The sequence below is a fragment of the Paractinoplanes aksuensis genome (genome assembly GCF_024137025.1).
Taxonomy (GTDB): Bacteria; Actinomycetota; Actinomycetes; order Mycobacteriales; family Micromonosporaceae; genus Actinoplanes; species Actinoplanes aksuensis.
The window spans coordinates 28,925-53,525 of record NZ_JAMYJR010000042.1 but is presented as its reverse complement, the minus strand read 5'-3'; the positions used below and the strand labels follow the sequence as shown (position 1 = coordinate 53,525).

The window sequence follows — 24,601 nt, the reverse complement described above, 5'->3', positions numbered from 1 at the left end:
TCGCCACAACGCCTCGCCGTACCAGCCCTCGGCGAGGCGTGTCGTTCCGAGACGCCGGCCCACCGGTCGCGTTGATCGTCATCTTCGGCCTGTTCGCGGTGTTGAGCCCGCAGTTCCGCAGCCTCACCAACGTCCAGAACATCGTGGACTCAGCGGCCGTGCTCGCCGTCGTGACCTGTGGAATCACGTTCGTGCTGATGATGGGGTCGATCGACCTCTCCGCGGCCGGTGTGATGGGCGCATCCGCTCTGACCGTGTCTCTCCTGGTGGCCAACAATCGCAACGACAACGACTTCGGGTTTCTCGCCATCGTGGCCGCCGTCCTGCTGGGCTGCGTGTTCGGCGGCCTGAGCGGGCTCGCTCTGGTCCTGCTCAAAGTGCCCTCGTTCATGGCCACCCTGGGGGTGTCGGCCGTCGGGCTGGGTGTGGCGACCCTGATGTTCGCCGGCGTCCAACCCAACATCTCCGACACCATGCTCGAGAGCTGGGCCGTCGAGCGGTTCCTGGGCTTCTCGTACCTCGCCTGGATCGCCGCCGCGTGCATCCTGCTCGGCTGGCTCATCCAGCGGTACACCCGGCTCGGCCGGTACGCCTACGCGATCGGCGGCGCCGAGGAGGTGCTCACGCTGTCCGGGGTCAAGGTGAAGCCGTACAAGGTAGCGGTCTTCGTCTTCGCCGGCGCCTTCTACGGGCTGGGCGGGGTCATGGTGACCAGCCAGCTCGGCGCCGGCCTGGTCCAGGCCGGCAACGGCTACGACTTCTCGGCCATCACCGCCGCCGTCGTCGGCGGCACCCTGCTCACCGGGGGCCGGGGCGGCGTCCTGCACTCCGCCGTCGGTGTCCTGCTCGTCATGGTGCTCACCAACGGTCTCGTGCAGATCGGGGTCAGCCCGTACTGGCAGGGCGGGGTCGAGGGCGTCATCGTCGTGGCCGCGGTCGCCGCCGCCGTCATCCCTCAGCGTCGAAGGAACCAGGTGGTCAAATGAGTGCGCTGGAGGTCCGCGGACTCGTCAAGCATTACCCGGGCGTGAAGGCCCTCGACGGCGTCGACCTGGTGGTCCGGCCGAACGAGGTCCTCGGCCTGGCCGGCGAGAACGGCGCGGGCAAGTCGACGCTCCTCAAGGCGCTGGTCGGGCTGGTCACCCCGGACAAGGGCCAGATTCTCGTACGCGGTGAGTCCGTCAAGCTGCGCAACGTCGTCGACGCCGCCAACCACGGCATCGGGATGGTCTTCCAGGAGCAGTCGCTGGTGCCCAACCTGACCGCGGCCGAGAACATCGTGCTGGGCAGCGAGGGGGCCGGCGTCCGCCGGGGCATCTACCGCTGGGATGTCATGCGCCGCCTGGCCCAGGAACAGCTCGACAAGATCGGCTCGCACATCGACCCGCTGGCCCGGACGGACTCGCTCACCTTCGCCGAACGGCAGATGGTCGAGATCGCCAAGGTGCTGCGGATCGAGCAGCGCAGCCAGCACCCGCCGGTCATCATCCTGGACGAGCCGACCTCGGTGCTCGAGTCGAAAGAGATCGAGACGCTCTTCGCCCAGATCCGCCGGCTGCGCGAGTTCGCCTCGGTCGTCTTCGTCTCGCACCGCCTCGACGAGGTGCTCGATGTCTGCGACCGCGTGACGGTGCTCCGCGGTGGCCAGTCGGTCGGTGAGGTCGCCACGGCCGGCGCCGTCCCGCGCGAGCTGCACCGCATGATGATCGGGTCGACCGGCTCCGACGACCACTATCACGAGAACGCCGCCACGCCCGTTGCTTCGGATCAACCCCGGCTTTCCGTACGCGGTCTGTCCGGCAAGTCGTTCCGCGACGTCGACCTGGACGTGGCGGCGGGCGAGATCCTGGCCATCGTCGGCGTCCACGGATCCGGCCGCGAGGACGTCTGCCGCGCCCTGTTCGGCGCCGAGCCGACGACGGCCGGCGAGATCCGGATGGACGGCACGAAGATCGACCTGCCCAGCACCCGGGCCGCGTGCGCCGCCGGCATCGGCTACGTGCCGGCCGAACGCAAGACCGAGGGCATGGTCGGCTCGATGTCGGTGGCCGAGAACATGACCCTGGCCAAGCAGAAGGCCCGGTTGACCGGGCCGTTCGTGGCCCCGAAGAAGCAGGCCGGCCTGGTCGACAGCTGGATCGAACGGCTTTCCATCCGTACGCCGCGGCGCGACACCGCCATCGGCCGGCTGTCCGGCGGCAACCAGCAGAAGGTCGTCCTCGCCCGCTGGCTGGTCGGCGGCGATGTGCGGCTGCTCCTGCTGGACCATCCGACCCGCGGCCTGGACATCGGCGCCCGCTCCGAGGTGTACCGGCTGATGCGCGAGCTCGCCTCGAGCGGCGTCGCCACCGTCCTGCTGGCCGACAGCCTCGAGGAGGCCATCGGCATGGCCGACCGCATCCTGGTCATGGCCGACGGCCGAGTAGCGACCGAGGTTCCCTGCCCCAACGGCGACAAGCCGAGCCCGCTGGACCTCGTGAAGGAAATGGTGTGAGTACCTCCGTTGCCATCAAGCCGCCGGGCGAACCCGCCGCCGCCAAGGAGCGGACGCGCCTGACCGGCTTCATGCCGCTCATCGCTCTGGCCGCGCTCATCGCCGCCCTGACGATCGCCGACCCGGACTTCCTGACCCAGCGCAGCCTGACCGCGGCCGCGCGGACGGCGGCGCCGCTGATCGTGCTCGCCGCGGGGGCGACGCTGGTCGTCCTCTGCGGGGGCATCGATCTGTCGATCGCGGCGCTGGCCTCGCTGTCGACGGTCTTTCTGGCCCTGTGGATACCGAACCTCGGCGGGCTGGCCACGCCGGCGGTCATCCTGGTCGCGGCGACGATCGGCGTGGTGCAGGGCGCGGCGCACGTGCTGCTGCGGATTCCCTCGTTCATCGTGACCCTGGGCGGGATGAGCATCCTGTCGGCGGTCGCCCTGGTCGTTTCGGGCGCCGGCACCGTCCGGGTCGTGGACGACTCGTCGGTCCAGTGGCTCGACCTCTACGTCGCCGGCTACGTGCCGATGTCGGTCGTGGTGGCGGTCATCGTCGTCGCCCTCATCGCCGTCGTCCTCAAGGTCACGCCCCTGCAGAGCTGGATCTCGGCCACCGGGTACTCCGAGTCGGCCGCGCGGCTGGCCGGGACACCGGTCGACCTGGTCAAGATCGGTGCGTTCGCCGTTTCCGGCGCCTGTGCCGGGCTGGCCGCGGTCATGCTGGTGTCGCGGCAGTTCAGCGGCGGGCCCACCATGGCCGACAACCTGCTGCTACCGGCGGTCGCGGCCATCGTCGTCGGCGGCACCGCCATCACCGGTGGTCACGGCAGCGTGTGGCGGAGCCTCGCCGGCGCGCTCGTGGTGACGCTGCTGCGGGTTGGCCTGCCGATCGTCGGTGTGCCGTCCGCGTACGAGCAGATCCTGTACGGCGCGATCATCGTCGTCGCCGTCGCCCTCACGCTCGACAAGTCGAAAGTGTCGATCATCAAGTGATTGGAAAGGCAACAATGTCTGACCTGCTGCCCGCCGTCCGCTCGTTCCTGTCCGCGCCCAAGCAACTGCTCATCGACGGCGAATGGGTGGACGCGAAGGACGGCAAGACGTTCGCCACCATCAACCCGTCGACCGAGGAAGTGCTCGTTCAGGTCGCGCAGGCGTCGGCCGTCGACGTGGACCGCGCGGTGGTGGCGGCGCGCGCGGCGTTCGAGTCCGGATCGCCGTGGTCGAAGATGACCCCGCGCGACCGGTCCCACCTGTTGTGGCGCATCGGCGACCTGATCGAGGCCCACGCCGACGAGTTCGCCCAGCTGGAGGCGCTCGACAACGGCAAGCGCGTGGAAGCGGCCCGCGACGGGGACATCGCCACCGCGGCCGAACTGTTCCGCTACTTCGCGGGCTGGGCGACGAAGATGGAGGGCACCTCGATCCCGATGTCGGTGCCGGGTCGCGAGTTCCACGCGTACACCCGCCGCGAGCCGGTGGGCGTCGTCGCGGGCATCGTGCCCTGGAACTTCCCGCTGCTGATGGCCTGCTTCAAGATCGTCCCGGCCATCACCGCGGGCAACACCGTCATCCTCAAGCCGGCCGAGCAGACCCCGCTGACCGCCCTGCGCCTGGGCCAGCTCCTGCTCGACGCGGGCGTGCCCGCCGGCGTGGTCAACATCCTGCCCGGCTTCGGGGAGACCGGGGCCGCCCTGGTCGACCACCCCGGCGTCGACAAGGTCGCCTTCACCGGCAGCACCGAGGTCGGCAAGAAGATCGCCGCGGCCGCCTCGGTCAACCTCAAGAAGGTCTCGCTCGAGCTGGGCGGCAAGGCCCCCAACATCATCTTCGACGACGCCGACCTCGACGCCGCCATCGCCGGGGCCGTGCTGGGTGGCTACTTCAACGAGGGCCAGTGCTGCGTCAACGGCTCGCGCCTGTACGTCCAGCGCGGTGTCTTCGACCAGGTCGTCGAGGGCGTCGCGGCGGCCGCTCGCGCCATCAAGGTGGGCGACGGCTTCGACCCGGCCTCGAACATGGGCCCGCTGGTCTCCCAGGAACAGTACGACAAGGTGCTGGGCTACATCCGGGGCGCTGTGCAGGACGGAGCCACGCTGAACGCGGGCAGCGCCGACGCCGTGGGCGACCGCGGCTTCTTCGTGGCGCCGACGCTCATCACCGGCGTCACCGAGCAGATGGCAGTGCAGACCGACGAGATCTTCGGCCCGGTCGTGACCGCGATCCCGTTCGACACCGAGGACGAGGTCGTCGCGGCGGCCAACAACACGGTGTACGGGCTGGCCGCCGGCGTCTGGTCGAACAACATCGGCCGGGCCCACCGCGTCGGCGCCCGCCTGCGGGCCGGCACGGTGTGGCTCAACACGTGGCACGCCGACGACGTCACGCTGCCGCGGGGTGGCTTCAAGCAGTCCGGCTGGGGCCGCGAGCTCGGGTCGTTCGGCCTGGACGACTACACCGAGCTCAAGACCGTCATCGCCGAGCTGCGATGAACGACGTCCTGCGCGGGCACCGGGTGGTGCCGGTCGTCGTCCTGGACGATCCCGAGGCGGCCGACGACCTCGGCGCCGCTCTGGTCGCGGGCGGCCTGCCGGTGGCGGAGGCCACGTTCCGTACGCCGCAAGCGGCATTGGTCCTGCGCCGTCTGGCCCAGCGCGAAGACTTGATCGTGGGAGCCGGCACTGTCCTGACGGCCCGGCAGGTCGACCGGGCCCACGAGGCCGGCGCCCGGTTCGTGGTCTCGCCCGGGCTGAGCGCCGAGGTCGTCCGCCGCTGTCAGGCGCTCGGCCTGCCGGTGATCCCCGGGGTCAGCACCGCCTCCGAGATCATGGCGGCGCTGGACCTGGGGCTCGACACCGTCAAGTTCTTCCCGGCCGAGGCCAGCGGCGGGCTGCCCACCATCAAGGCCCTGTACGCGGCGTTCCCGCAGGTGCGGTTCGTCCCGACCGGGGGCATCACGGCCGAGAGCGCGCCGGCCTACCTCGCCCACCCGGCGATCGCGGCCGTGGGCGGGAGCTGGATGGTGGCACCCGATCTGCTGGCCGCCGGCAAATGGGACGAGGTCACCGCCAGGTGTGCGGCCACGGTGAAAGGAGCGGTCGAATGATCGAGATCCGTCCGGCCGCCGAGTGCGAGTTCGACATCGTCGCGCTCGGCGAGGTGATGCTGCGGCTCGATCCCGGTGAGGCCCGGATCCGTACGGCCCGCCGGTTCGAGGCGTGGGAGGGCGGGGGCGAATACAACGTCGCCCGCGGGATGCGCAAGGTGTTCGGGGTCCGGGCCGGGGTGGTGACCTCGTTCGCGGACAACGAGATCGGCCGGCTGATCGAGAACCTCATCATGCAGGGCGGGGTCGACACCTCGCTGATCCGCTGGGAGAAGTACGACGGCATCGGCCGCTCGGTGCGCAACGGGCTCAACTTCACCGAGCGCGGTTTCGGCGTACGCGGCGCCGTGGGGGTGTCCGACCGGGCTCACACGGCCATCGCGAACTTGAAGCCGGGCACGATCGACTGGGACGACCTGTTCGGCCGGCGGGGGGTCCGCTGGCTCCACACCGGCGGCATCTTCGCCGCCCTGTCCGAGAATGCGGCCGCCGTGGCCGAGGAGGCGATGGCCGCCGCGCAACGCCACGGCACGGTCGTCTCGTTCGACCTCAACTACCGGCCCAGTTTGTGGGCCGGCATCGGCGGTACGGAGGTGGCGCGCGAGGTCAACACCCGGCTGGCCCAGCACGTCGACGTGATGATCGGCAACGAGGAGGACTTCACCGCCGCCCTCGGGTTCGACGTCGAGCACGTGACCGAGGATCTGCGGACGCTGCCGATGGACAGCTTCGCGGCGATGGTCGGCACGGTGGCTCAGAAGATGCCCTGGCTGTCCGTTGTGGCCACGACGTTGCGAACGGTCCACTCGGCCGGCGACAACGACTGGCAGGCGATCGCCTGGTCGCCGGAGACGGGCGTGCTGACCTCGGTGGCGCGCGACCACCTGGCCATCTTCGACCGGGTCGGCGGGGGCGACGGCTTCGCCTCCGGGCTGGTCCACGGCCTGCTCGAGGGCGAGGACCTGCAGACCTGTCTGGAGCTCGGGGCGGCGCACGGCGCGCTGGCCATGACGACGCCGGGCGACACCTCGATGGCGACCCGGGAGGAGGTCCGGGCGCTCGCCGCCGGCGGCAACGCTCGCGTGCGTCGATAACGCCTAGGCCCGGAGGCTTTCCCCTCCGGGCCTACCCGTTTATCTGGAGTCAGTTCTCATATAGGAACTGCAAACATTATTGTTCATGTATATAGACACAATTCTTCAAGATGTCTTACGTTCAGGCCATCCGGTGGCGGCTCCGTCCTCGTCGCCACCTCAGCCCGAACCGCGAGGGATCTCACATGAAAGTGCCCCGCAGGTCTGCCCGTGCCGTCTTCGCCACGCTGATACTGGCGGCGGCCGCGGCCATCTCCAGTCCGGCCCAGGCCGCCGCCGTCCCCGATGGACAGCTCAACGTCCTGCTGTTCTACAAACCCAACTTCCACGCCTCGAACGTGCAGGCCCGGCAGGCCGTGCGCGATCTGACCACCCAGCTCGGCACGCAGTACAACCAGCCCGTGAACATCCAGGAGACCGACGACCCGGCCGCGTTCACCACCGCGAACCTGGCCAACAAGGACACTGTGGTCTTCGCGCAGACCGGCGGCGTGCTGTTCAACGCGTCGCAGCGCTCGGCGCTCGAGGCCTACATCCGCGGTGGCGGCGGCTACATGGGCCTGCACTACGCCGCCTGGTCGGTCGGCGAGAGCGAGCACGACGTCAACCCGTTCTATGCCCGCCTCGTCGGCGCTGTCTCCGAGGGACACCCGGAGAACCCCGGCGTCCGGCCCGGTCGCGTGTTCGTGAAGGAGACCGGTCACCCGCTCACGCAGGGCGTGACGGGTTCGATCACCCGCAGCGACGAGTGGTACGACTGGGTCGTCAACCCGGCGCCCAACGTCCGCACCCTGATCGAGGCCGACGAGTCCTCCTACGGCGGCGGCCACAACGGCACCTCGCACCCGGTCACCTGGTGCCAGACGATCGACTCCGGCCGGTCCTGGTACACGTCGATGGGCCACGAGGGCACCGCCTACTCCGAGTCCTACATGCTGGCCCAGATGAAGAACGGTCTGGCGTACGCCGCCGGGCTGCTCGCGGCCGACTGCTCGCCCCCGGTGAAGGACCGGGCCGGCGCCTGGAGCCCGGTCACGCCGTGGCCCCTGGTGCCGATCAACATGGCGCTGACCTCGGACGGCAAGGTGCAGTCGTTCGGCAGCGTCGGCGGCTGGGGCACCGACACGACTCCGTACGACTGGTCCGGCAACTCCTCGGTCACCCAGGGCGGCCAGATGGAGGTCGACATCTGGGATCCCGCCTCGGCCCGCAACCTGGGCAACGTGACCGCCGGCATCATCCCCAACGTCACCTACACCGACCTGTTCTGCTCGATGCAGGTGCAGAACGCGCACGACCACTCCACGATGACGGTCGGCGGTGACGACAACATGGGCGGCAACGCCCCGAACGACGGCTCCGTCGGCGTCACCAGCTATTCGACCAACAACGGGCTGCAGACCAAGGCGCCCATGAACGTCCCCCGCTGGTACCCGACCGGCACCACCATGCCCAACGGCGACATCGTCGTGCAGGGCGGCAGCCTCCGCGGCGGTCCGGGCGGACCCGGCGTGCTGACCCCGGAGATCTACACCCCGCAGTCGGGCTCGGGCTGGAAGATGCTCGACGGCGCCCGCAGCCCCGCGGCGTACGGTGACGGCGGCTCCGACCACGCCGGCGCCGACGAGAACCGCTGGTGGTACCCCCGGGCGTTCGTGGCGCCGGGCAGCGGCACCCTGTTCAACATCACCGGCACCCAGATGTACGAGCTCAACCCGGCCGGCAACAACGGCACCGGCCAGGTGGTGCTGCGCGGCACGCTGCCCGCGAGCGCAGCCAACCAGGGCGCCAACGGCAACCCGGTCGGCGCCACCTCCACCGCCACCATGTACCGCCCCGGCAAGATCCTGCAGGTCGGCGGCGGCTGGTGGGCCAACGGCGGCGGCCCGGACGGCGCGCGCGCCGGCTTCACGGTCGACATCACCGGCGGCACGGCCAACCCGGTCATCGCGAACACTCCCCCGATGAAGCACCAGCGCCACTGGGCGACCTCGACCGTGCTGCCCGACGGCGACGTGCTCGTGACCGGCGGCGGCCGCGAGAACAACGGCAACGGCGGGTACGTCACCAACGCCGAGATCTGGGACCCGGACACCCGGGCCTGGACCGAGGTCGCCGCGCCGTACCAGCACGCCCGGCTCTACCACTCGGCGGCCCTGCTGCTGCCCGACGGCCGCGTGATGGTCGGCGGCGGTGGCACTCCCGGCCCGCGCAACTACACCGACGTCGAGTACTACTCACCCTCGTACCTGTTCAACGGCGACCAGCTCGCCCCGCGCCCGACGATCACCACCGCCCCCGCGAAGATTGGCTACAACGGCAACTTCGCGGTCACCGCGTCCGGCACCGTCTCCCGGGTCACGCTGGTCCGCAACGGGTCGGTGACGCACGGCTTCAACAACGACCAGAACTTCCAGGACCTGCAGTTCACCCAGTCCGGTGGGACGGTCGACATCACCTCGCCGGTCAACGGCACGTACGCGCCTCCCGGTTCGTACATGCTGTTCGTGTGGGACGCCTCCGGCACCCCGTCGGTCGCGAAGATCGTGAAGATCGACCCCGCGGTGAAGATGACCCAGCTGAACCCGCGGGTCGTCGACCAGTTCGAGTACCCGCGCGTGCCGGCCGACTGGCGTAACAACGTCGCCCCGGCGACCGTCGACGTCGCCCCGGGCAACAGCCGGATGTCGCCGTGGACGGTCGCGAACCAGGTCCAGCTGGTGCGCGGCACCGCCACCGGCCAGGGCGGGCTCGGCCTCACCGGTTACCAGCTCAGCCTCGGCACCTCGGGCAACATCAGCCGTACGCTCAGCAGCCTCACTCCCGGGACCACCTACCGGGTTTCGCTGCGCCATGCCCGTGACGCCCGGTCGGCCTCGGGGACCGCGACGGCAGCACTGACGGTCGGCAGCCTCAACGCCACCGTCACGGCTTCCCAACCTTCAACAGCGAACTACGGCACGTACGCCGGCACCTTCACGGCGACCACAAGTTCCGCGACACTCACCCTTCGCAGCACCGGAACCGCCGGCATGATGGTCGACGACCTCGTGGTCGTGGGTGACGATCCGCCGGTCGCCACCGGTGTCCCGGTTCGCTACGAGTTCGAGGAGGGCCAGGGCACGTCGGCGGCCAACACCGGCGCTCCCGGTGGGCCCGGCGCCGCCGTCCTGACCGGAACCGCCGGGTGGTCGGCCAACGGTGTCATCGGCAAGGCGGTCAACCTGCCCGGAGGCAGCACCGCCAACGCGGTCGACCTGCCGGACAACCTGCTGCAGAACGCGGCCAACTTCACCACCGGGTTCTGGGTACGCCCCGACACCAAGGCCAATTGGACCGGCCTGTTCCACATCGGGGACGGGCTCGGCTCGGCCGGGAGCTACTTCCAGATCCAGATGCAGACCCAGGCGAGCGGCAGCACGGGGCTCGCGGCCACCTTCAAGGCGAAAACCGGCCCCGAGGAGAGGGTCTACGCCACCCCGGCCCAGGACGTGGCGGCCGGCCAGTGGAACCATGTGGCCTTCACCCGCCAGGGCCCGGTGGGCACGCTGTATCTCAACGGGGTGGCGGTCGCCAGCCGTACGAACCTGACGATCGACATGAGTGCCGTCGGCCCGACCACCAACAACTGGCTGGGCCGCAACGGATACGGCGACGCCCCCTTCGACGGCCTGATGGACGACGTGCGCATGTACACGTCCACCCTGAACGCGGCCGAGGTGGCCGCGATGTACGCCGAAGGCGCCCCGGTGCGGTACACCTTCGACGAGAACACCGGCACCGCCGCCGGCAACAGCGGGACGAAGCCGGCGATCGGCGCCGCCACGCTGCAGGGCACGACGTCCTGGACCACGACGGGCCGGTTCGGCAACGCGGTGTCGCTGCCCGGCGGCGCGGCCACCTCGGGCAACGAGGTGCGCCTGCCGGACAACATCGAGGCCGGCCTGACCAACCAGTTCAGCGTGTCGTTCTGGGCGCGGCCGGACGCACTGCCGAGCTGGGTGCCACTGCTGCAGATAGGCAGCAGCACCGACACGTTCTTCCTCCTGCAATCGGCCACCAACGGCGGAACCACCGGTTTCGGCGCCACGTTCAAGGCCCCGGGGGTGGCCGCACAGGAGCGGCTCCTCCTAGGAGCAGGCCGCGACCTGCCCCTCAACCAGTGGACGCATGTCGCGTTCACCATGAACGGCTCGACCGCAAGAATCTACTTCAACGGCGTACAGCAAGGAGTTCGCAGTGATTTCCCCATCACCATCGGCGACGTCGGCGTGGGCGGCAACACCACAGCCAACTTCCTCGGCGGCACCAGCTGGGGCGACGCCCGCTTCGACGGATCACTCGACGACTTCCGGTTGTACGGCTACGAACTGACCGCCGACCAGGTGACCCAACTGAACTCGGGCCGCCGATGACCTGACCTCACTACGGCCGAAGGGCAGTGCTCCCGGGGAGCACTGCCCTTCGTGGCGAGGGGTGGCAGATGTCCGAGCGGCTGCAAGAAGATCTGGACGCTACCGATACTGTCGTCCCACCCGTCGTTCAGGTTGCTCCAGATTTTGAATCCATTGCTCTGGCTCGTAACGTAGTCGAAGTAGCCGTTGGCCGAAGAGCAGTTGATCCACATGCGCCGGCCGGCTACGTCATGAGCCGGGCGTGCAGGCGCTCGGCGTCCGGGTGTTCGAGGTCCTCGAGGATGTTCCGGGCGAGCGTCCACGCGGTCCTCGCACCGACCGGGTCACCGGCGGCCTCGTAGGCGTCGCCGAGGTGGGTGGTGGCGTCGGCTTCGTTGTAGCGGTCGCGAAGCTCGCGGAACAGGTCGACGGCATGCTGGTAGCACTCCACGGCCCGCACGTGCTCACCCAGGTGGTGGTAGGCATAGCCCACGCTGTCCCAGGTGTGGGCGGCGCCGTGCCGGTTCCCCGTCCGCAGGTGCACGTCGAGGGCCTGTTCGCAGTGCACGAGGGCCTGAAGGTAGTCGCCCAGTTGCGCGAAGTCCCAGCCGACGGCGTTGAGCGCGTCGGCCTCGCCGCGCAAGTGGCCGGCGGCCCGATAGAGCGTCAACGCCTGCTGGTCGTGCCGGACCGCCAGGTCGTGACGTCCCTGCCGTTCCCACACCACGCCGAGCTGAAGGTGGGTGCGGGCCTGCCCGGCCGGGCTCCCGCCCTCGGCGTACAGCTCGAGGGCCCGGTCGTAATCGGCGTGGGCTTCGGGGTAGCGGCCGAGCAACGCCTGGGCGTGGGCGAGATTGCGGTACGCGTGAGCTTGCGCCACCAGATCGCCGAGCCGCGCGGCCGCGTCGCGGGCGGCCCGCCACGAGTCGATGAGGTCGTCCCAATGCCCCTGCCGGGTCAGGAAGGTGTCCAGACACCAGGCCAGTTGCCAGGCGTGGCGGTCGAAACCGGTGGCGCCGGCCCGGCGGCCCGCGGCGAGCAGCACGGCGTGCTCGGCCGTCAGCCAGGCCATCGCCGCTTTGAGATCCGCGGGTCGTTCCGCGATCGTGCCCGCCGCGGCCGGGCCGAGCGGCAGCGGGATGGGATCCTGGTGCGGACGCAGGAGCCGGGCGGCAGTGTGCGCGGTGCAGGTGTAGTGATCCATCAGCCTGGTCACACCGGTGGGATCACCGCTCGTGCCGTCCGTGAGGTCGGCGGCGTACGCCCGCAACAGATCGTGGCTCGTGTACCGGCCCGGCACGTGCTGGACGACCAGGTTGATACGGACGAGTTCGTCCAGCAACTGCCTTACCTGTACGAGGGGCCGGCCGGCCAGACTGGCCGCCGCAGCGGTGGAGATGTCCGGGCCGGCGTGCCGCCCCAGGAGCCGGAACAGCCGCGCGGCGGGTGGGGTCAGCGCCATGTAGGACCACGAGAACACCGCGCGGACCTCGCTGAGGGCATCACCACCGTTCAGCGCGTCCAGGCGGCTGGTGGCGTCGCCCAGCTCGGCCGCGATGCCGTCGAGCGAGGAACCGCTGTGGTCGGCCCGGGCGGCGGCGATGCCCAGGGCGAGCGGCAACCGCGCGCAGGCGGTGATGATCTTCTCGGTGGCGTGGGGATCGGCCCCGGTCCGGTCCGCGCCCAGCCGACGGGTCAGCAGGGCCCGGGCCTCGTCCCGGGTGAACAGGTCGAGGGTCAGCGGGTGGGCGCCGCCGACCGCCAGCAACGGGGTCAGCCGGTTGCGGCTGGTGATCACCACGGCCGCGGTCGAGCTGCCGGGAAGCAGCGGCCGCACCTGTTCGGCGTCGCGCGCGTTGTCCAGCACGACCAGGATCCGCCGACCGGCCAGCCGGCTCCTATACAGCGCGGCCTGGGCGTCGAGGGTGGCCGGAATGTGCTCGGGCAACAGATCCAGGGCCTCGAGAAATCCTCGTACGGCCTCGGTCGGCGTCTTGGCCTGGGCCGCCGGGTCGAACCCACGCAGGTTGACGTAGAGCTGACCGTCCGGGAACCGGTCGGCGACCCGATGGGCCCAGTACGCCGCCAAGGTGCTCTTGCCGACCCCGGCCGGACCCGAGATCACGCAGGTGACCACCTGGACCGGGTCGGCCTCGGGCGCCCGCTCGATCAGCGTGTCGAGCCGGCGCAGGTGCTCGGCGCGGCCGACGAACGGCGCCGGCACGGCGGGAAGCTGAGCCGGTCGCACGCCGGGCGGCTTGATGTCGATGCTCGAGGGTGTGTCCGACGCGGCATCGCTGTCGACCATCGCTTCGTAGATCTGGCGGACCTGGGGGCCGGGTCGCACGCCGAGTTCGGCCTTCAGCAGCCGGCGCAGCCGGCCGTACGTCTCGATCGCCTGCTGCTGGGCGCCGGACCGGTGCTGCGCCGTCATGAGCTGGCCCCACAGCCGCTCGCGGAGCGGATGACGGGTGATCAACTCGGTCAGCTCGCTGGTCAGATCCGCATGATGACCGAGCTCGAGGCGCGCCGTCATCCGGTCCTCCACGGCTGCGAGCTTGGCTTCCTCGAGCCGTACGGCGAACGGCAGAAGCCAGTCGGCGCGGTCCATGTCCTGGAGCACCGCGCCGCGCCACAGGCCCAGAGCCCGCTCCAGGCATTCCGCTGCGGTCGCAGGCCGGCTGTCGGCGAGGGCCCGGCGCCCCTCCCCGGCCAGGCTCTCGAACACGTCGGCGTCGCGCTCGCCGGGCCGCAGGTCGAGCTGATACCCGCCGGGCATCGTCCGTGGGCGGGGTTCACCGGTGGCCGCCGCCCGGCCCAGCAGTTGCCGCAGGCCGGACACGTACGTGTACAGGTTGGCTTGTGCGGACACGGGCGGGGATTCACCCCAGAGCGCGTCGATGATCTCGTCCGTTGTCACGACCTGACCTGCGCGCAGCAAGAGAAGCGCGAGCAGTACCCGCTGTTTCCGGCGGGGTGGTGACGTGGGTGTGCCGTCATCCCCACGAATCTCCAGCGGACCCAGTAGCCCAAAGGTGGCCGCAGCGGGCCCTTCAACGCCGCGATGCACCTTGCTCACATCCACAGAAATCGATGGCCTCTTCGCATCCTAGCGTCTGTGAGCGCGAGGTTGAGGGCTTGAGCATCCTGCGGAGACGACCGTCGGCCGTCGTTCAGATCCGACGTGCCGTATCCCCCGCGAGTGATGACACCCGCGCGGGGGATACGTCGGTGAGGCTCAGGTAGCCAGGGCGCAAGTCACTTTAATAGCAGGATGTCACCACACCCCCCGTGGCAATGATGAGTTCGAAAGCGGCCAAAGCGAATGCCGCCGGCGGAGCGGCGACGGCGAAAATCAGGTGGCCGGTAGCCAACAGACCTCCCACATAGGAAAAGCCACAACCGACTGCCTCAGCGGCCAGCCCGGTCGGGTCGGTGTTGGTGAGCGGGTTGGCCTTGCCGTAGGTGTAGCGGTTCAGCTCCTGGTTGGACGGGTCGGTCTGGGTCCAGCGGGCCAGCTTCGGGTCCATCTGGCGGTGGCCGACCAGGTAGGTGCCGTGCGCGTCGTCGAGTTGCCAGTGGCCGTTCCAGCGGAACGGGTTGCCGGCCGCCGCCCGACCGGTCTTCTCCGTGGTGCCGTACGGCTTGTAGGTGTATTTCGCCGCCTCGGCGTGCTGACCGTCGACCAGCATCAGCACCGAGCCCTGGTAGTCGGTGACCGCGAACAGCACCTCGCCGGCCTCGGTGACCTGGCCGACCAGCGTGCCCGCCGAGTCGCGGACGAACGAGGACCGGGCGCCGTTCGTGGCCACTCCGGTGACGCCGATCGCCGTGTTGGTGAGCACCTGCTCGCGGGTTCCGGTGCGGATGACCGCTCGCTGTGTCTGGTCGGTGGTGTCGTACGTAATTCCGATGGTCTGTGCGTTTTTCGTGGCCAGCGTCAGGAGCTGGTTGGTCGGGCTGTAGGTGGCGGCCAGTTCGCCGTTGCTGCCGGTGGTCAGGTTGCCGTTGCCGTCGTGGGTGTAGGTGACCCCGTCCGACGTGGCGACCTGCCCGGCCGAGTTGATGGTGAAGGTCCGGCCCTCGGCCTTCTCCAGGTTCGCCGCCTTGTCCATGTCGTACACATGGCTGCCGGCCTTGGTCAGCCGGTTGCTCTCGTCGTACTCGTAGGCGATCGTGACTCCGCCCTCACGCTTCTCCGACTGCATCAGCGAGGTGTCGCCGTCGGCGTCGTCCCACTTGTAGGACCGCTCGATCGGCTTCGTGCCGTCGGGCCGGGTGGCGACCAGGGAGGTCTGCCGGTCGGAGTCGTCATAGGTGGCCTTGACCCGGAAGTCGCCGGCGAAGCGGGTGAGCGTGCGGTTGTCCGCGTCGTCGTACTCGAACTGCGCCCACATGCCGGACTTGGGGCCGGACTGGTAGGTGAGCCGGTTCGCCTTGTCGTACTCGTATTTGACCCGGCCGCCGTCGTCCTCGATGTCGGTCAGGTTGTTGTTCAGGTCGTAGCGGTAATAGACGTTGTAGCGAAACCCGCCCCGGGTGTTGCGGGCCTCGGTCACCTGGTTGCGCGGGTTGTAGACGAACTCCACCCCGGTGTCGGCGTGGTAGCGGCTCTTCAGGTTGCCGTTGGCGTCGTAGTTGTTGTACTGGATCGGGGTGAACGTGGTGCCGTCCACCCGCTGGATCTCGACGAGCCGGTCGAGCGCGTCGTACCGGTAGTGGATCTTCTGGTCGTTGCCGTCGCGGGTCTCGACGAGCCGGTCCCGGTCGTCGTAGGTGAACCCGCGTTCCTGCAGCGCGCCCGGCGGGAACTCGGTGGTCAGCCGGCCCGCGCCGTCGTACTGGTAGGTGGTGATGAACCCCTCCGGGTCCTCCGTCCTGGTCACCTGGCCGCGCGAGTTGTGGTCGAAGTCGTACTTCTCCCGCTCGCCCTCCTGCGACTCGACCGACAACAGGTCGCCGGTCGGGCCGTAGGTGTGCTCGACCTCGTTGCCCTGCGGGTCGGTCATCGACGTCGGGAAGGACGGGTGGGTGGCGTCGGTGTAGCCGGTCACCGAGCGGGCGCCGGTGGGCAGCCTGGCGCTGGTCGGGTTGTTCGCACCGTCGAAGCCGTACGTGATGCTCTTGCCCAGGCCGTTGGTGGTGGACGCGACATCACTGTTGGCGGTCCACTCCTTGTCCTGTTCGTTGCCGTTCGGGTCGGTCGCCTTGGTCTGGCGGCCCTCGCTGTCGAACTCGTAGGTCGAGGTGTTGCCGCGCGGGTCCTTCTCCGTGGTCCTCCGGGACGCCGGGTAGGCGAACTCGGTCACCGCGGGCTCGCCGCCGGTGGGCTCGCTGATCTTCTTCACCCGGCGCGACGAGTCGTACTCCAGCGTGTAGGTGCTGCCGCGGGGGTCGACGATCGAGGTGAGGTTGCCACTGCTGTCGTAGCCGAAGCGGATCTGGTGGCCGAGCCGGTCGGGGAAGTTCGTCAGGTTGCCGGACCCGTCGTACGTGAACGGGCCGTGCACGCCGCCGGTCCAGTCGGTCATCCGCACGATCCGGTTCGCCGCGTCGTACTCGCTCATCGTGGTGACCCGGCCGTTCGGGTCGTAGATCGCCGCGAGCCGGTCGGCGTTCGCGGCGTCGTAGTTCAGCTTGATCTTGATGTCGTTGTTGTTGCGCATCTCGCGCAGCGAGCCGTTGGAGTGGAAGGTCCAGATTTCCTCGGAGTCGTCCCACTCCAGCTCGTACTGCCCGTCGGACTTCTTGGTCAGCTCGGCGTTGATGCCGCTGCCGGCCTTGTACGTGCCATTGGAGTTCTTGGTGAACGTGCTGGTGAACGCGGTCGGACCGTGCAGAACGATCTTGTCGCTCGAGATCTCCAGTCCGACGTCCTTACCGGTGGACATGGTCCATCCGCGGCCGAACGAGCCCGAGCCCTCCGACAGGTTGTTGTAGACGTGCGACACGTCGGTGCCGAACCCGATCCCGCTGATCCGCAGGTCGAAGTACCGGACCATGACATTGCCGTTGGCCACGTTGACCAGCAGTTGCAGGCGGTCGGCGAGTTGCCGCAACTCGACCGGGTACCACTCCTGCATACCGATGCCCGGCTTGCCGGCGCCGGACACCGGCCGCACCCCGGAGCGGGCCGTCACGCCGGCGGCCGACCCGGCGGCTGTGACGGCCGGCCTCCACGATCGGCCGCTGGGCGCGCCACCGATGCCCGGTGTCGTGCGGACCGCACCCGGGACGTCGGCCCGAGGAGCTTGCTCAGCGGTCAACGCGGACCCCACCCCCACCGGCGGCGCTTCCGCGGTCACCGCCTGGGCCGGAGTGACGCCGGCCAAGGTGGTGGCCAGGATTGCGAGGCTCGTCCCGAAGGCGATCGAAGATCGACGCCAACTTCGATAGTGACTCATTGAACTCCCTGTCTCGCCGCGTGGCACACCACGCCCGGCTCGTGTCAGCGGAGTCTGATGTGGACGGCTACACACGCCCTACACATCGGCCCGGGCCCAGCGAGTTCGTTGGCGTCCGCGTCACGGCGCGGTGACCCGGCTGACGAAGCCGATGAGGTTGGCGACCAGGCGTTCGATCTTGTCCTCGACGGGGATGGTCTCGGGAAGGCGGCCGCCGGGGCCGGGGTCGAGCAGGCCGCGGATGTAGAGCGAGCAGCCGAAGTCGTTGCAGATATAGCTGCCGATCGAGTCGCCGCGCTTGCCGGCCTTACCGGCCCGCGGGGCGACCATCAGCGAGACGCCGCCCTGTGGGCTGGTCGAGCAGATCGAGCACATGCTGCGCCGCATCCGCTCGGCGCCGGGGCTCGGCACCCGCAGGATCAAGGCGTGGTCCCCGAAGACGAGAGCGGCCCGGTTGGGCGCGCGAGGATCTCGCCAGCCCAGATAGTCGAGTTCTTCCCAAGGCTCTTTGTGCAGGTCACGAGGCACGTACAGGCGCTTGGCCTCGCCTTTGCTGGTATTGACGAACGCGGCCCGGATCTCTTGCTCGGTCAGTGGCTTCATGTCACCCAGGCTACGTTTGCCTAAATGTTTTAGGCAACAGGATAAAACTCATAGGCATGGGCGGGAAGGTCAGGTAATCGGCCCCTCGTAGGTCATCCAGAAGTCGACGGCCGCCGCACGCGGGCGGGGTGCGGCCGCCGGTCCGGGCCGAACGGGCACTTCGACCGGTGAGCAGCGACGACTTGCCTGTTGACAAGGCGGCATCGAAGGTACGGTGGTCTGGATCACCGTCCACAGGGGTTGGCCAATCGGAGGTAAGGCGTGCCGGTCACAGGCCAACGCGTCGTGCGGCGGGCATTGGGGCGGCGGTTGACGCGGCTGCGCACGGCGTCCGGCATGAGCCGGCGGGACGTGGTGGAAGCGCGGCTGGGCATCTCGGAACCGACGCTGCATCGCATCGAGACCGGCAAAGTTCCGGTCACGGGGGCCAACGTACGCGCGCTCTGCTGGCTCTATGGCGCCGACCAGAGCATCACCGACGCGCTGGCCGACCTCGCGCTCGGCACCTCGCAGCAGGAGTGGTGGGACGCCAGCCCGGTGATCCCCGAGTGGTTCAAGCTGTACGTCGGGCTGGAGGCGTCCGCGTCCCGGATGTTCGGCTACGACGGCGAGGTCGTCCCGGGCGAACTGCAGACCCCGGAGTACGCGCGAGCCATCTTCGGCGCCGAGCAACCGGCCGACATCGAGATCGCCGAGCGCCACATCAAGCTCCGCCTGCAGCGGCAGAAGACGCTCTTCTCGCGTAACCCGCCGGTCCGCCTCGTGACGGTGCTCGGCGAGGGCGCACTGGCCCGCCCGGTCGGCGGCGAGCAGGTGATGAAGGGCCAGATCGAGCATCTGCGCCGGCTGTCCGAGGAGGACGCCGTCGACATCCGCGTGCTGCCGTTCTCGGTCGGCGCGCACGCGGCGATGGCGGGCGCCTTCCGGATCCTCGAGTTCGACGACCCGGACGATCCGGACGTGGTCTACCTAGAATCCCACGTCGGCGCGCTCTACCTCGAGGAGCAGGTCGAGGTGGACGAGTACCGGCGAGTCTTCGACCTGATCAACACGGCCTCCGTGCCGGTCGCGGAGTTCCGCTGATCAGTCGGTCAGGAGCCGGTCGAACTCGCCGCGCTTGGCGCCGAACAGGAATGAGTCCCACTCCTCGGTCGTGAACACCACGGTGCCGGCCTCACGGGCCTTGCTGTTGCGGACCTCGATGAAGCCGTCCTGGCGGCGGGCCTCGACGCAACTGCCGCCGTTGCCCGTCGACCGGCTGGAAATAATCCAGCTGGTTTCGCTGCTCATCAGCGCCCCTCCCCCTGGAGTTGCTTGCTGTGCGTAACCGGCGAGCCACCCATCCGACGTCCGCTTGACGTGCAGAATCAGCTTTAACGGGTACGCGCGACTCTTTCACCACGAAAGTGGCGGCACTCAGAGTAGCCGAAAACCGGTGCGGATGCATCCTGTCATGGTGAGACCTGTCTTCGTGAAATCTTGCACGGGCCCGGCACCGACTGTCATGATTCCTTTGCGGCGCTCAACAACCCCATCTTGTCCGCCGCAGTCTTGAGAGGACGGCCGATGCGGATCCTCGATCCTGCGACCGCCGACACGGGCGGTGCACTGCCAGCGGACGCTCAGCCGCGCACAGGGTCCGAGGTCGCCCACCTCCAAGCTCGCATCGATCAGCTCTCGGCCCACGTCCAGCGGCTGGAGCGCGAGCGTGCCTCACTCCGATGGATGGCCGGCCACGACGAGCTCACCGGCCTCGCCAACCGTCGCCTCTTCCAGGCGCTCGCCCCGGAACTGCTGCGCGACCACGACTGCTCGGCGGCCGTCGTGATCCTCGACCTCAACGGCTTCAAGCCGATCAACGACACGTACGGGCACGATGCCGGCGACGAGGTCCTCCGCGTCGTCGCCCGGCGCATGGCCACCGGTCTCGGCGACGATCTGGTGGCCCGGCTCGGCGGTGACGAGTTCGCCGCCCTGCCCCGCGCCCCGCACGCCGACGTCCCCGAGACGTGGTGGCACGAGATGGCCGGCGCACTGAGCGCGGCTATCGCACCCCCGATGGACGTACGGGGACACACTCTGGCGGTCACGGCCTCGATCGGCGTCGTCCCGGCGGGCCGCTCGGACGACCTGCCCGACCTGCTGCGCCGAGCGGACCAGGCGATGTTCAGCGCCAAGCGACAGGCGAACGCCGCCGGCCGGTCCGGCATCACCTGGGTCGTGGCCACCGAGAACGGCGACCACACCGAGACGTACGGGCCGGCCGCCTCGGAACCCGCGGTGGCGTGCCGCCCGGGCGCCCCGGTGTGGGTGCATCGCAGCGGCGCCCGCCGGGCCGGTGTGGTCGAGAGCGCCTGCGAATGGGCGGCCCTGGTCCGCTACCGGTCCCCGTACGGCGCCGGCACGCTGGTCGACACGATCCCCACGAGCTGTCTCACGATGCGCGCCGAAGCCGATCCGTACCTGGATCGGTAGTCAGTCCGCCGTCAGCACGAGCTTGCCGCGCAGCCCGCCGGCCAGCACCCGCCGGTGGGCGTCGGCCGCCTCGGTCAACGGCAAAGTTGCCGCCACGCGTGTGCTCAGCCGCCCCGCCGCCGCCTGCTTCACCAGGTCGGCCAGCAGCTCGCGGTCGAGCCGGATGAGCTGCAGCTCCTGGCGCACCCCACGGGAAGGAACGAAGCCCGGCGTGGGCCGGGTCACGACCACGATTCCCCTGTCCTCGACGGCGGCTGCGGCCGCTTCACCGACGGGCACAGCGTCGAACACCGCGGCCACCGGCCCCACCGTGGACAGATCGGTCGTACGGGAAACGACCTCGTGCGCGCCGAGGCCGCGCACCCACTCCTCATCGTCGTGGGTGGCCTGGGCCAGGACGCGGAAGCCGCTCTGCACGGCCAGCTGGGTGGCGAAACCGCCGACACCACCGCTGGCCCCGGTGACCAGAATGCTGCTGCCGGCCGGAAGCATGGCCAGCGACACCAGGGCCAGCCCCTGGTGCGCGGTCTGGGCGTTGAGCGGCACCGTGGCCGCGGCCGCGAAGTCGAGCTCGGCCGGCAACGGCACCAACCACTCGGCGTCGGCCGCCACCAACTCGGCGTAGCCGCCCGGCGCACCCCGCGTCAGGTACCACGGGATCATCCCGGCCACCCGGTCGCCCACCGCGAATTCCGCCGTGTCAGGGCCGACCGAGACCACCTCGCCGGCGATGTCCCACCCCGGCAGGAACGGCGTCGGCACCGGCCCACGAGGAATCTCCCCCGTGGTGGAAGCCACGTCGGCCGGGTGCACACACACCGCCCGGACCCGGACCACCACCTGCCCCGGCCCCGCCTCGGGCTCGGGCAGTTCGGTCACCTGCAACACCTCAGGCCCGCCAAGCGCGGCCGCGACGACTCCCAGCACGCGTCCACTCTAGACCCCCGCCGTCCCGGCCGCCTATCGCTGCCGACGTCAGAGCCGGTTGACCGCCAGGAAGGCGTTGATGTGGGGGTGGCGGCTCGCCACGGCGACGTCCCGCCAGTGGCGCTGCAGCGGGTTGGACTCCGCGAAGCCGCTCGCGCCGTGCAGGTCGAGCATCAGGTCCATGGCCGCGCGGCAGTCCCGGGCCGCCCCGGACATGTCGAGGCCGTGGTCGCCCGGGCCCGCCGCCGCGAGGGCGAGCATGGTGCGCTCGGCGCGCCGCGCGAGAGCGATGGCCTCGGCCCGCCAGGTGCGCGCGGCCGGGGACTCGCCCATGGAGGCGTACGCGCTCATGTAGGGCTTGCGATCCGAGGCGAACATCGCGGTGATCAGATCCAGCGCACCCAGGGTGGCGCCGACGACCGGGGCGAGCGCGGTCAGGCCGAAGAGCACCATGTCACCGGCCAGTTCGGCGAAGTCGAGCGGCGCCTCCCGCTCGACCGGCACGAGGACGTCCTCGGCGACCAGGGTGTGACTGCCGGTGCCGCGCATGCCGACGGCCGACCAGGTGTGTTCGACGCGCAGGTCGCGCAGGGGAAAGAGGGCCCACGAGAGCGTCCCGTCGATCAGCACGGCCAGGCCGGCCCACTCCGCGTCCTCGCAGCCGGAGACGTTCGCCCAGCGACCGGTGACCCGTACGCCGCCGAAGGCCCTTTCGCCGCGGCCGCCCGGCGTGCCCGAACCGGCGACCAGCGTGTCCGGGCCGATCACGTCGCCGAGGGCCCGGCGGCTGAAGGTCTTGCCGGTGAGCGAGGTGCCGGCGATCCAGCTGGTGGACGGGCAGCCACGGGCCATCTCGGTGAGCAGCTGGGCGGCCTCGGTGGCGGTGCGGTCGGGCAGGGCGAAAGCGCCGGCCTCCCGGGCTGCCTGCAGGCTCTTCGCGGTGGGGCGGCCCTGCTTCTCGGTCTCCGCGGCCTGGGCGGACAGGATCTCGACGAGTGGTGAAGTCACGTCCTCAACCGAACCAGCGCCGGCTCCGCGCGACCATGCGTGCGCGGCCCGAGGCCATACGCGGACGTACCATCGCCGTCGTGGACATGATCACTGCGGCGCTCGGCAGCGTCCGGGCCCTGCGCGCGAGCGGGCGCCGCATCACGGAGTCGGGTCCGTGGGGGCTCCGCTTCCCCCCGATGGCCGTGCTCGGCTTCCACGCGCTGCTGCACGGCGAGGGATGGCTCATCCAGGAGAAGATCGAACCTCTGCGGGTACGCCCGGGGGACGTGATCTTCACCGCGGCCGGAGTCGTGCACGGGTTGTCCCACGCGCCCTGCGCCCTCGAGGATCTGCCCGACTTCACGGTCGAGGAGCCCGCGCCGTCCGGGGCGGCCGATTTCGAGTTCCTCTGCGGCGCCTACCGGCTGGAGGACGGCCGGGTGCCCGCCCTGCTGCGGCAGTTGCCGGGGCTCGTCCTGATCACGCCGGACTACGCCGAGCAGCCGGAGCTACGGGCGCTGATCGCCATGTTGCAGGCCGACTTCGACCGGCCCGAGCCGGGCACCGACGCCGCCCGCGCGGCCCTGATCGACCTGCTGGTGGTGCAGATGCTGCGCCAAATGCCGGACCGGCCGGAGGTCACCGATCCGGGCATCGCCGGCGCGCTGCACGCGATCCACGACCGGCCCGAGCGGCCGTGGACGGTGGAACAACTGAGCTCCGTCGCCGGCATGTCGCGCACAACGTTCCACCGGCGCTTCACCGCGGTGACCGGCACTCCCCCGATGACGTACCTGGTCGATCGGCGGATGAGCCTCGGCGCTCAGCTGTTGCGGCAGAGCCCGGCGCCGCTGGCGGCGATCGCGCGGCAGGTCGGCTACTCGACCGAGTTCGCCTTCTCGGCCGCGTTCCGGCGCGCCTACGGAATGGCGCCGGGCCGGTTCCGCGCGTCTTAGTCGAGCGGGACGATCGTCCAGGCGGTGAAGCCGGGGCCGGTGGCGGCGGCGGTCGGCTCGGCGATGCCGGCGTCGGCCAATTTCTCTTCGAGGTAGTCGTCGATCGTGTCGCCGTTGTCGTCGTCGGGGCGGGCCAGCAGCAGCAGCTCGCCCGCTGACAGCGCTTCGAGGGCCCGGTCGGTGGCGTAGCCGTCGGAGGCGGCCGGGGCCTTGCCGCGCCACAGCTTGCGCGGCTTTTCGTGCGGCCACTCGCGGCCGGCCGCCTCGACGGCGTCCAGCGCGGCCATCAGCAGCGCCGACGGCAGTTCGGGGCTGTCGGCCAGCGATTCCGGCAGGGCGATCGTGGTCGCGCTGACCTCGGCCGCCGGGGCGAACCGGACCGACACGGTGACCGGGCGGCTGACCGCCGCGCCGACGAAGCCGTGCCAGGCGTCGAGGCAGCGGTTGACCGCCACCACGGCTTCCGCCAGCTCCTTCGAGTCGCCCGCCGCGTCCAGCCTCAGGGGTGACTGCGGACGGTCCATGTCCGTACCTTCTCTCGTCCCGGCCCGTTCAGCACCGATTCGGCCTCGGTCGTACCCAGCGCGCCCAGGATCTCGGCCCGGCGCTCGCCCCGCGAACCCAGCGCGGCCACGACCAGTTGCCCCGGCTCGGTGTCGCGGGCCATCCGGTCGAGTTCGGCGCCCGCCGCCGCGTAGGGCGACGGCCGGGGCTCGGGCGGCCGGAACGGGTCGACGGCCGCCGACTTGCCGCCGCTGATCCGGCCGCGCAGCTGCGGCGGCCCGGCCCCGAAGTTCTTGCCGACCAGGGCCAGCACCTGGAACACGGCCCGCAGCAAGCGGATCGCCGGCACGCCGTGGCCGCCGCCGTCGAACCAGCTGACCGGGACGCCGACCGGGCAGATGATCTCTTTCGGTCCGCCCCGGTTCTTCGACCGGGGCTTCTCGATCAGCAGCTCGTCGCCCTCGTGCGGCTGGAACTGCACGTTGACCAGGCAGCCGGCCGGGAAGGCGGGCTTGAGCCAGGCCGCGGCGGCGACGCACCGGCCGATCGCGGTGTCCACCTCGATCGTCAGGTCGTAGATGACCGACTCGTACCGCTCACCGCCCGGCACCGGACGGCGGGCGGGCCGAGCGACCACGATCAGCTGGTGCGTCGCCATGTCGACTCC

The 24,601-nt window shown here is 70.1% G+C and carries 18 protein-coding genes; 10 read left to right on the top strand and 8 right to left on the bottom strand.

Annotated features, from left to right (window positions below; all coding sequences use genetic code 11):
- Positions 1-38 precede the first annotated feature (38 nt).
- The 7 genes from M1L60_RS36925 (at position 39) to M1L60_RS36895 (ending at position 11,096) form a co-directional block, all read left to right on the top strand.
- Positions 39-986: an ABC transporter permease gene (locus M1L60_RS36925; protein ID WP_253242212.1), complete on the top strand. Its 948-nt coding sequence runs from the start codon at positions 39-41 to the stop codon at positions 984-986.
- A complete protein-coding gene (locus tag M1L60_RS36920; protein ID WP_253242211.1) occupies positions 983-2,494 on the top strand; it encodes a sugar ABC transporter ATP-binding protein in 1,512 nt (503 codons plus the stop codon). Before M1L60_RS36925 ends, M1L60_RS36920 begins: the two co-directional genes overlap by 4 nt.
- A complete protein-coding gene (locus M1L60_RS36915; RefSeq protein WP_253242210.1) occupies positions 2,491-3,474 on the top strand; it encodes an ABC transporter permease in 984 nt (327 codons plus the stop codon). Before M1L60_RS36920 ends, M1L60_RS36915 begins: the two co-directional genes overlap by 4 nt.
- A gap of 14 nt (positions 3,475-3,488) precedes the next feature.
- Positions 3,489-4,973, top strand: a complete 1,485-nt coding sequence (locus tag M1L60_RS36910; protein ID WP_253242209.1) for an aldehyde dehydrogenase family protein — start codon at positions 3,489-3,491, stop codon at positions 4,971-4,973.
- Entirely contained in the window at positions 4,970-5,587 is a 618-nt protein-coding gene (gene eda, locus M1L60_RS36905; RefSeq protein WP_253242208.1) for a bifunctional 4-hydroxy-2-oxoglutarate aldolase/2-dehydro-3-deoxy-phosphogluconate aldolase, read from the top strand. Before M1L60_RS36910 ends, eda begins: the two co-directional genes overlap by 4 nt.
- Positions 5,584-6,681 (top strand): sugar kinase, encoded by a 1,098-nt coding sequence (locus M1L60_RS36900; RefSeq protein ID WP_253242207.1) that lies wholly within the window; start codon positions 5,584-5,586, stop codon positions 6,679-6,681. The genes eda and M1L60_RS36900 overlap by 4 nt, the downstream gene beginning before the upstream one ends.
- A 185-nt stretch (positions 6,682-6,866) precedes the next feature.
- Positions 6,867-11,096, top strand: coding sequence for a LamG-like jellyroll fold domain-containing protein (locus M1L60_RS36895; protein ID WP_253242206.1), 4,230 nt, complete (start codon positions 6,867-6,869; stop codon positions 11,094-11,096).
- A gap of 223 nt (positions 11,097-11,319) precedes the next feature.
- On the opposite strand, the gene M1L60_RS36890 is transcribed toward M1L60_RS36895, so the two are convergent.
- From M1L60_RS36890 to M1L60_RS36880, 3 genes are all read right to left on the bottom strand, one after another.
- On the bottom strand, positions 11,320-14,145 hold the full coding sequence (locus M1L60_RS36890) for an AfsR/SARP family transcriptional regulator (protein WP_308208596.1): 2,826 nt from the start codon (positions 14,143-14,145) through the stop codon (positions 11,320-11,322).
- Positions 14,146-14,338: 193 nt separating this feature from the next.
- The gene (locus tag M1L60_RS36885) at positions 14,339-17,479 is read right to left on the bottom strand and encodes an RHS repeat-associated core domain-containing protein (protein WP_253242204.1); all 3,141 of its coding nucleotides are present in this window, start codon (positions 17,477-17,479) and stop codon (positions 14,339-14,341) included.
- Positions 17,480-17,599: 120 nt separating this feature from the next.
- Positions 17,600-18,082 carry an FBP domain-containing protein gene (locus tag M1L60_RS36880; protein ID WP_253242203.1) on the bottom strand — a complete coding sequence of 161 codons (483 nt, stop codon included), beginning with the start codon at positions 18,080-18,082 and terminating at the stop codon, positions 17,600-17,602.
- A 261-nt stretch (positions 18,083-18,343) separates the two neighbouring features.
- On the opposite strand from M1L60_RS36880, the gene M1L60_RS36875 reads away from it, so the two are divergent.
- On the top strand, positions 18,344-19,165 hold the full coding sequence (locus M1L60_RS36875) for a helix-turn-helix domain-containing protein (RefSeq protein ID WP_308208591.1): 822 nt from the start codon (positions 18,344-18,346) through the stop codon (positions 19,163-19,165).
- Here M1L60_RS36875 and M1L60_RS36870 read toward each other — a convergent pair whose 3' ends face one another.
- Positions 19,166-19,372, bottom strand: coding sequence for a DUF397 domain-containing protein (locus M1L60_RS36870; RefSeq protein ID WP_253242201.1), 207 nt, complete (start codon positions 19,370-19,372; stop codon positions 19,166-19,168).
- A 435-nt stretch (positions 19,373-19,807) separates the two neighbouring features.
- Here M1L60_RS36870 and M1L60_RS36865 point away from each other — a divergent pair, with 435 nt between their 5' ends.
- Positions 19,808-20,557 (top strand): GGDEF domain-containing protein, encoded by a 750-nt coding sequence (locus M1L60_RS36865; RefSeq protein ID WP_253242200.1) that lies wholly within the window; start codon positions 19,808-19,810, stop codon positions 20,555-20,557.
- Here the strand turns inward: M1L60_RS36865 and M1L60_RS36860 are convergent, their stop codons facing one another.
- Positions 20,558-21,484, bottom strand: a complete 927-nt coding sequence (locus M1L60_RS36860) for an NADP-dependent oxidoreductase (RefSeq protein WP_253242199.1) — start codon at positions 21,482-21,484, stop codon at positions 20,558-20,560.
- Between the two features lie 48 nt (positions 21,485-21,532).
- Positions 21,533-22,492, bottom strand: coding sequence for an acyl-CoA dehydrogenase family protein (locus M1L60_RS36855; RefSeq protein ID WP_253242198.1), 960 nt, complete (start codon positions 22,490-22,492; stop codon positions 21,533-21,535).
- A gap of 86 nt (positions 22,493-22,578) precedes the next feature.
- Between M1L60_RS36855 and M1L60_RS36850 the strand changes: the two genes are divergently transcribed.
- Entirely contained in the window at positions 22,579-23,430 is an 852-nt protein-coding gene (locus M1L60_RS36850; protein WP_253242304.1) for an AraC family transcriptional regulator, read from the top strand.
- Here the strand turns inward: M1L60_RS36850 and M1L60_RS36845 are convergent.
- On the bottom strand, positions 23,427-23,954 hold the full coding sequence (locus M1L60_RS36845) for a hypothetical protein (protein WP_253242197.1): 528 nt from the start codon (positions 23,952-23,954) through the stop codon (positions 23,427-23,429). The genes M1L60_RS36850 and M1L60_RS36845 overlap by 4 nt on opposite strands.
- On the bottom strand, positions 23,930-24,592 hold the full coding sequence (locus M1L60_RS36840; RefSeq protein WP_253242196.1) for a hypothetical protein: 663 nt from the start codon (positions 24,590-24,592) through the stop codon (positions 23,930-23,932). The genes M1L60_RS36845 and M1L60_RS36840 overlap by 25 nt, the downstream gene beginning before the upstream one ends.
- Positions 24,593-24,601: the final 9 nt, after the last annotated feature.

What these genes read in the sequence shown, in the direction of transcription:
- M1L60_RS36895 (WP_253242206.1), top strand. Translation starts at nt 6,867, where the DNA reads ATGAAAGTGCCCCGCAGGTCTGCCCGTGCCGTCTTCGCCACGCTGATA.
- M1L60_RS36870 (WP_253242201.1), bottom strand. Translation starts at nt 19,372, where the DNA reads ATGAGCAGCGAAACCAGCTGGATTATTTCCAGCCGGTCGACGGGCAAC.
- M1L60_RS36865 (WP_253242200.1), top strand. Translation starts at nt 19,808, where the DNA reads ATGGCCGGCCACGACGAGCTCACCGGCCTCGCCAACCGTCGCCTCTTC.
- M1L60_RS36900 (WP_253242207.1), top strand. Translation starts at nt 5,584, where the DNA reads ATGATCGAGATCCGTCCGGCCGCCGAGTGCGAGTTCGACATCGTCGCG.
- M1L60_RS36885 (WP_253242204.1), bottom strand. Translation starts at nt 17,479, where the DNA reads ATGAGTCACTATCGAAGTTGGCGTCGATCTTCGATCGCCTTCGGGACG.
- M1L60_RS36850 (WP_253242304.1), top strand. Translation starts at nt 22,579, where the DNA reads ATGATCACTGCGGCGCTCGGCAGCGTCCGGGCCCTGCGCGCGAGCGGG.
- M1L60_RS36840 (WP_253242196.1), bottom strand. Translation starts at nt 24,592, where the DNA reads ATGGCGACGCACCAGCTGATCGTGGTCGCTCGGCCCGCCCGCCGTCCG.
- eda (WP_253242208.1), top strand. Translation starts at nt 4,970, where the DNA reads ATGAACGACGTCCTGCGCGGGCACCGGGTGGTGCCGGTCGTCGTCCTG.
- M1L60_RS36920 (WP_253242211.1), top strand. Translation starts at nt 983, where the DNA reads ATGAGTGCGCTGGAGGTCCGCGGACTCGTCAAGCATTACCCGGGCGTG.
- M1L60_RS36845 (WP_253242197.1), bottom strand. Translation starts at nt 23,954, where the DNA reads ATGGACCGTCCGCAGTCACCCCTGAGGCTGGACGCGGCGGGCGACTCG.
- M1L60_RS36880 (WP_253242203.1), bottom strand. Translation starts at nt 18,082, where the DNA reads ATGAAGCCACTGACCGAGCAAGAGATCCGGGCCGCGTTCGTCAATACC.
- M1L60_RS36910 (WP_253242209.1), top strand. Translation starts at nt 3,489, where the DNA reads ATGTCTGACCTGCTGCCCGCCGTCCGCTCGTTCCTGTCCGCGCCCAAG.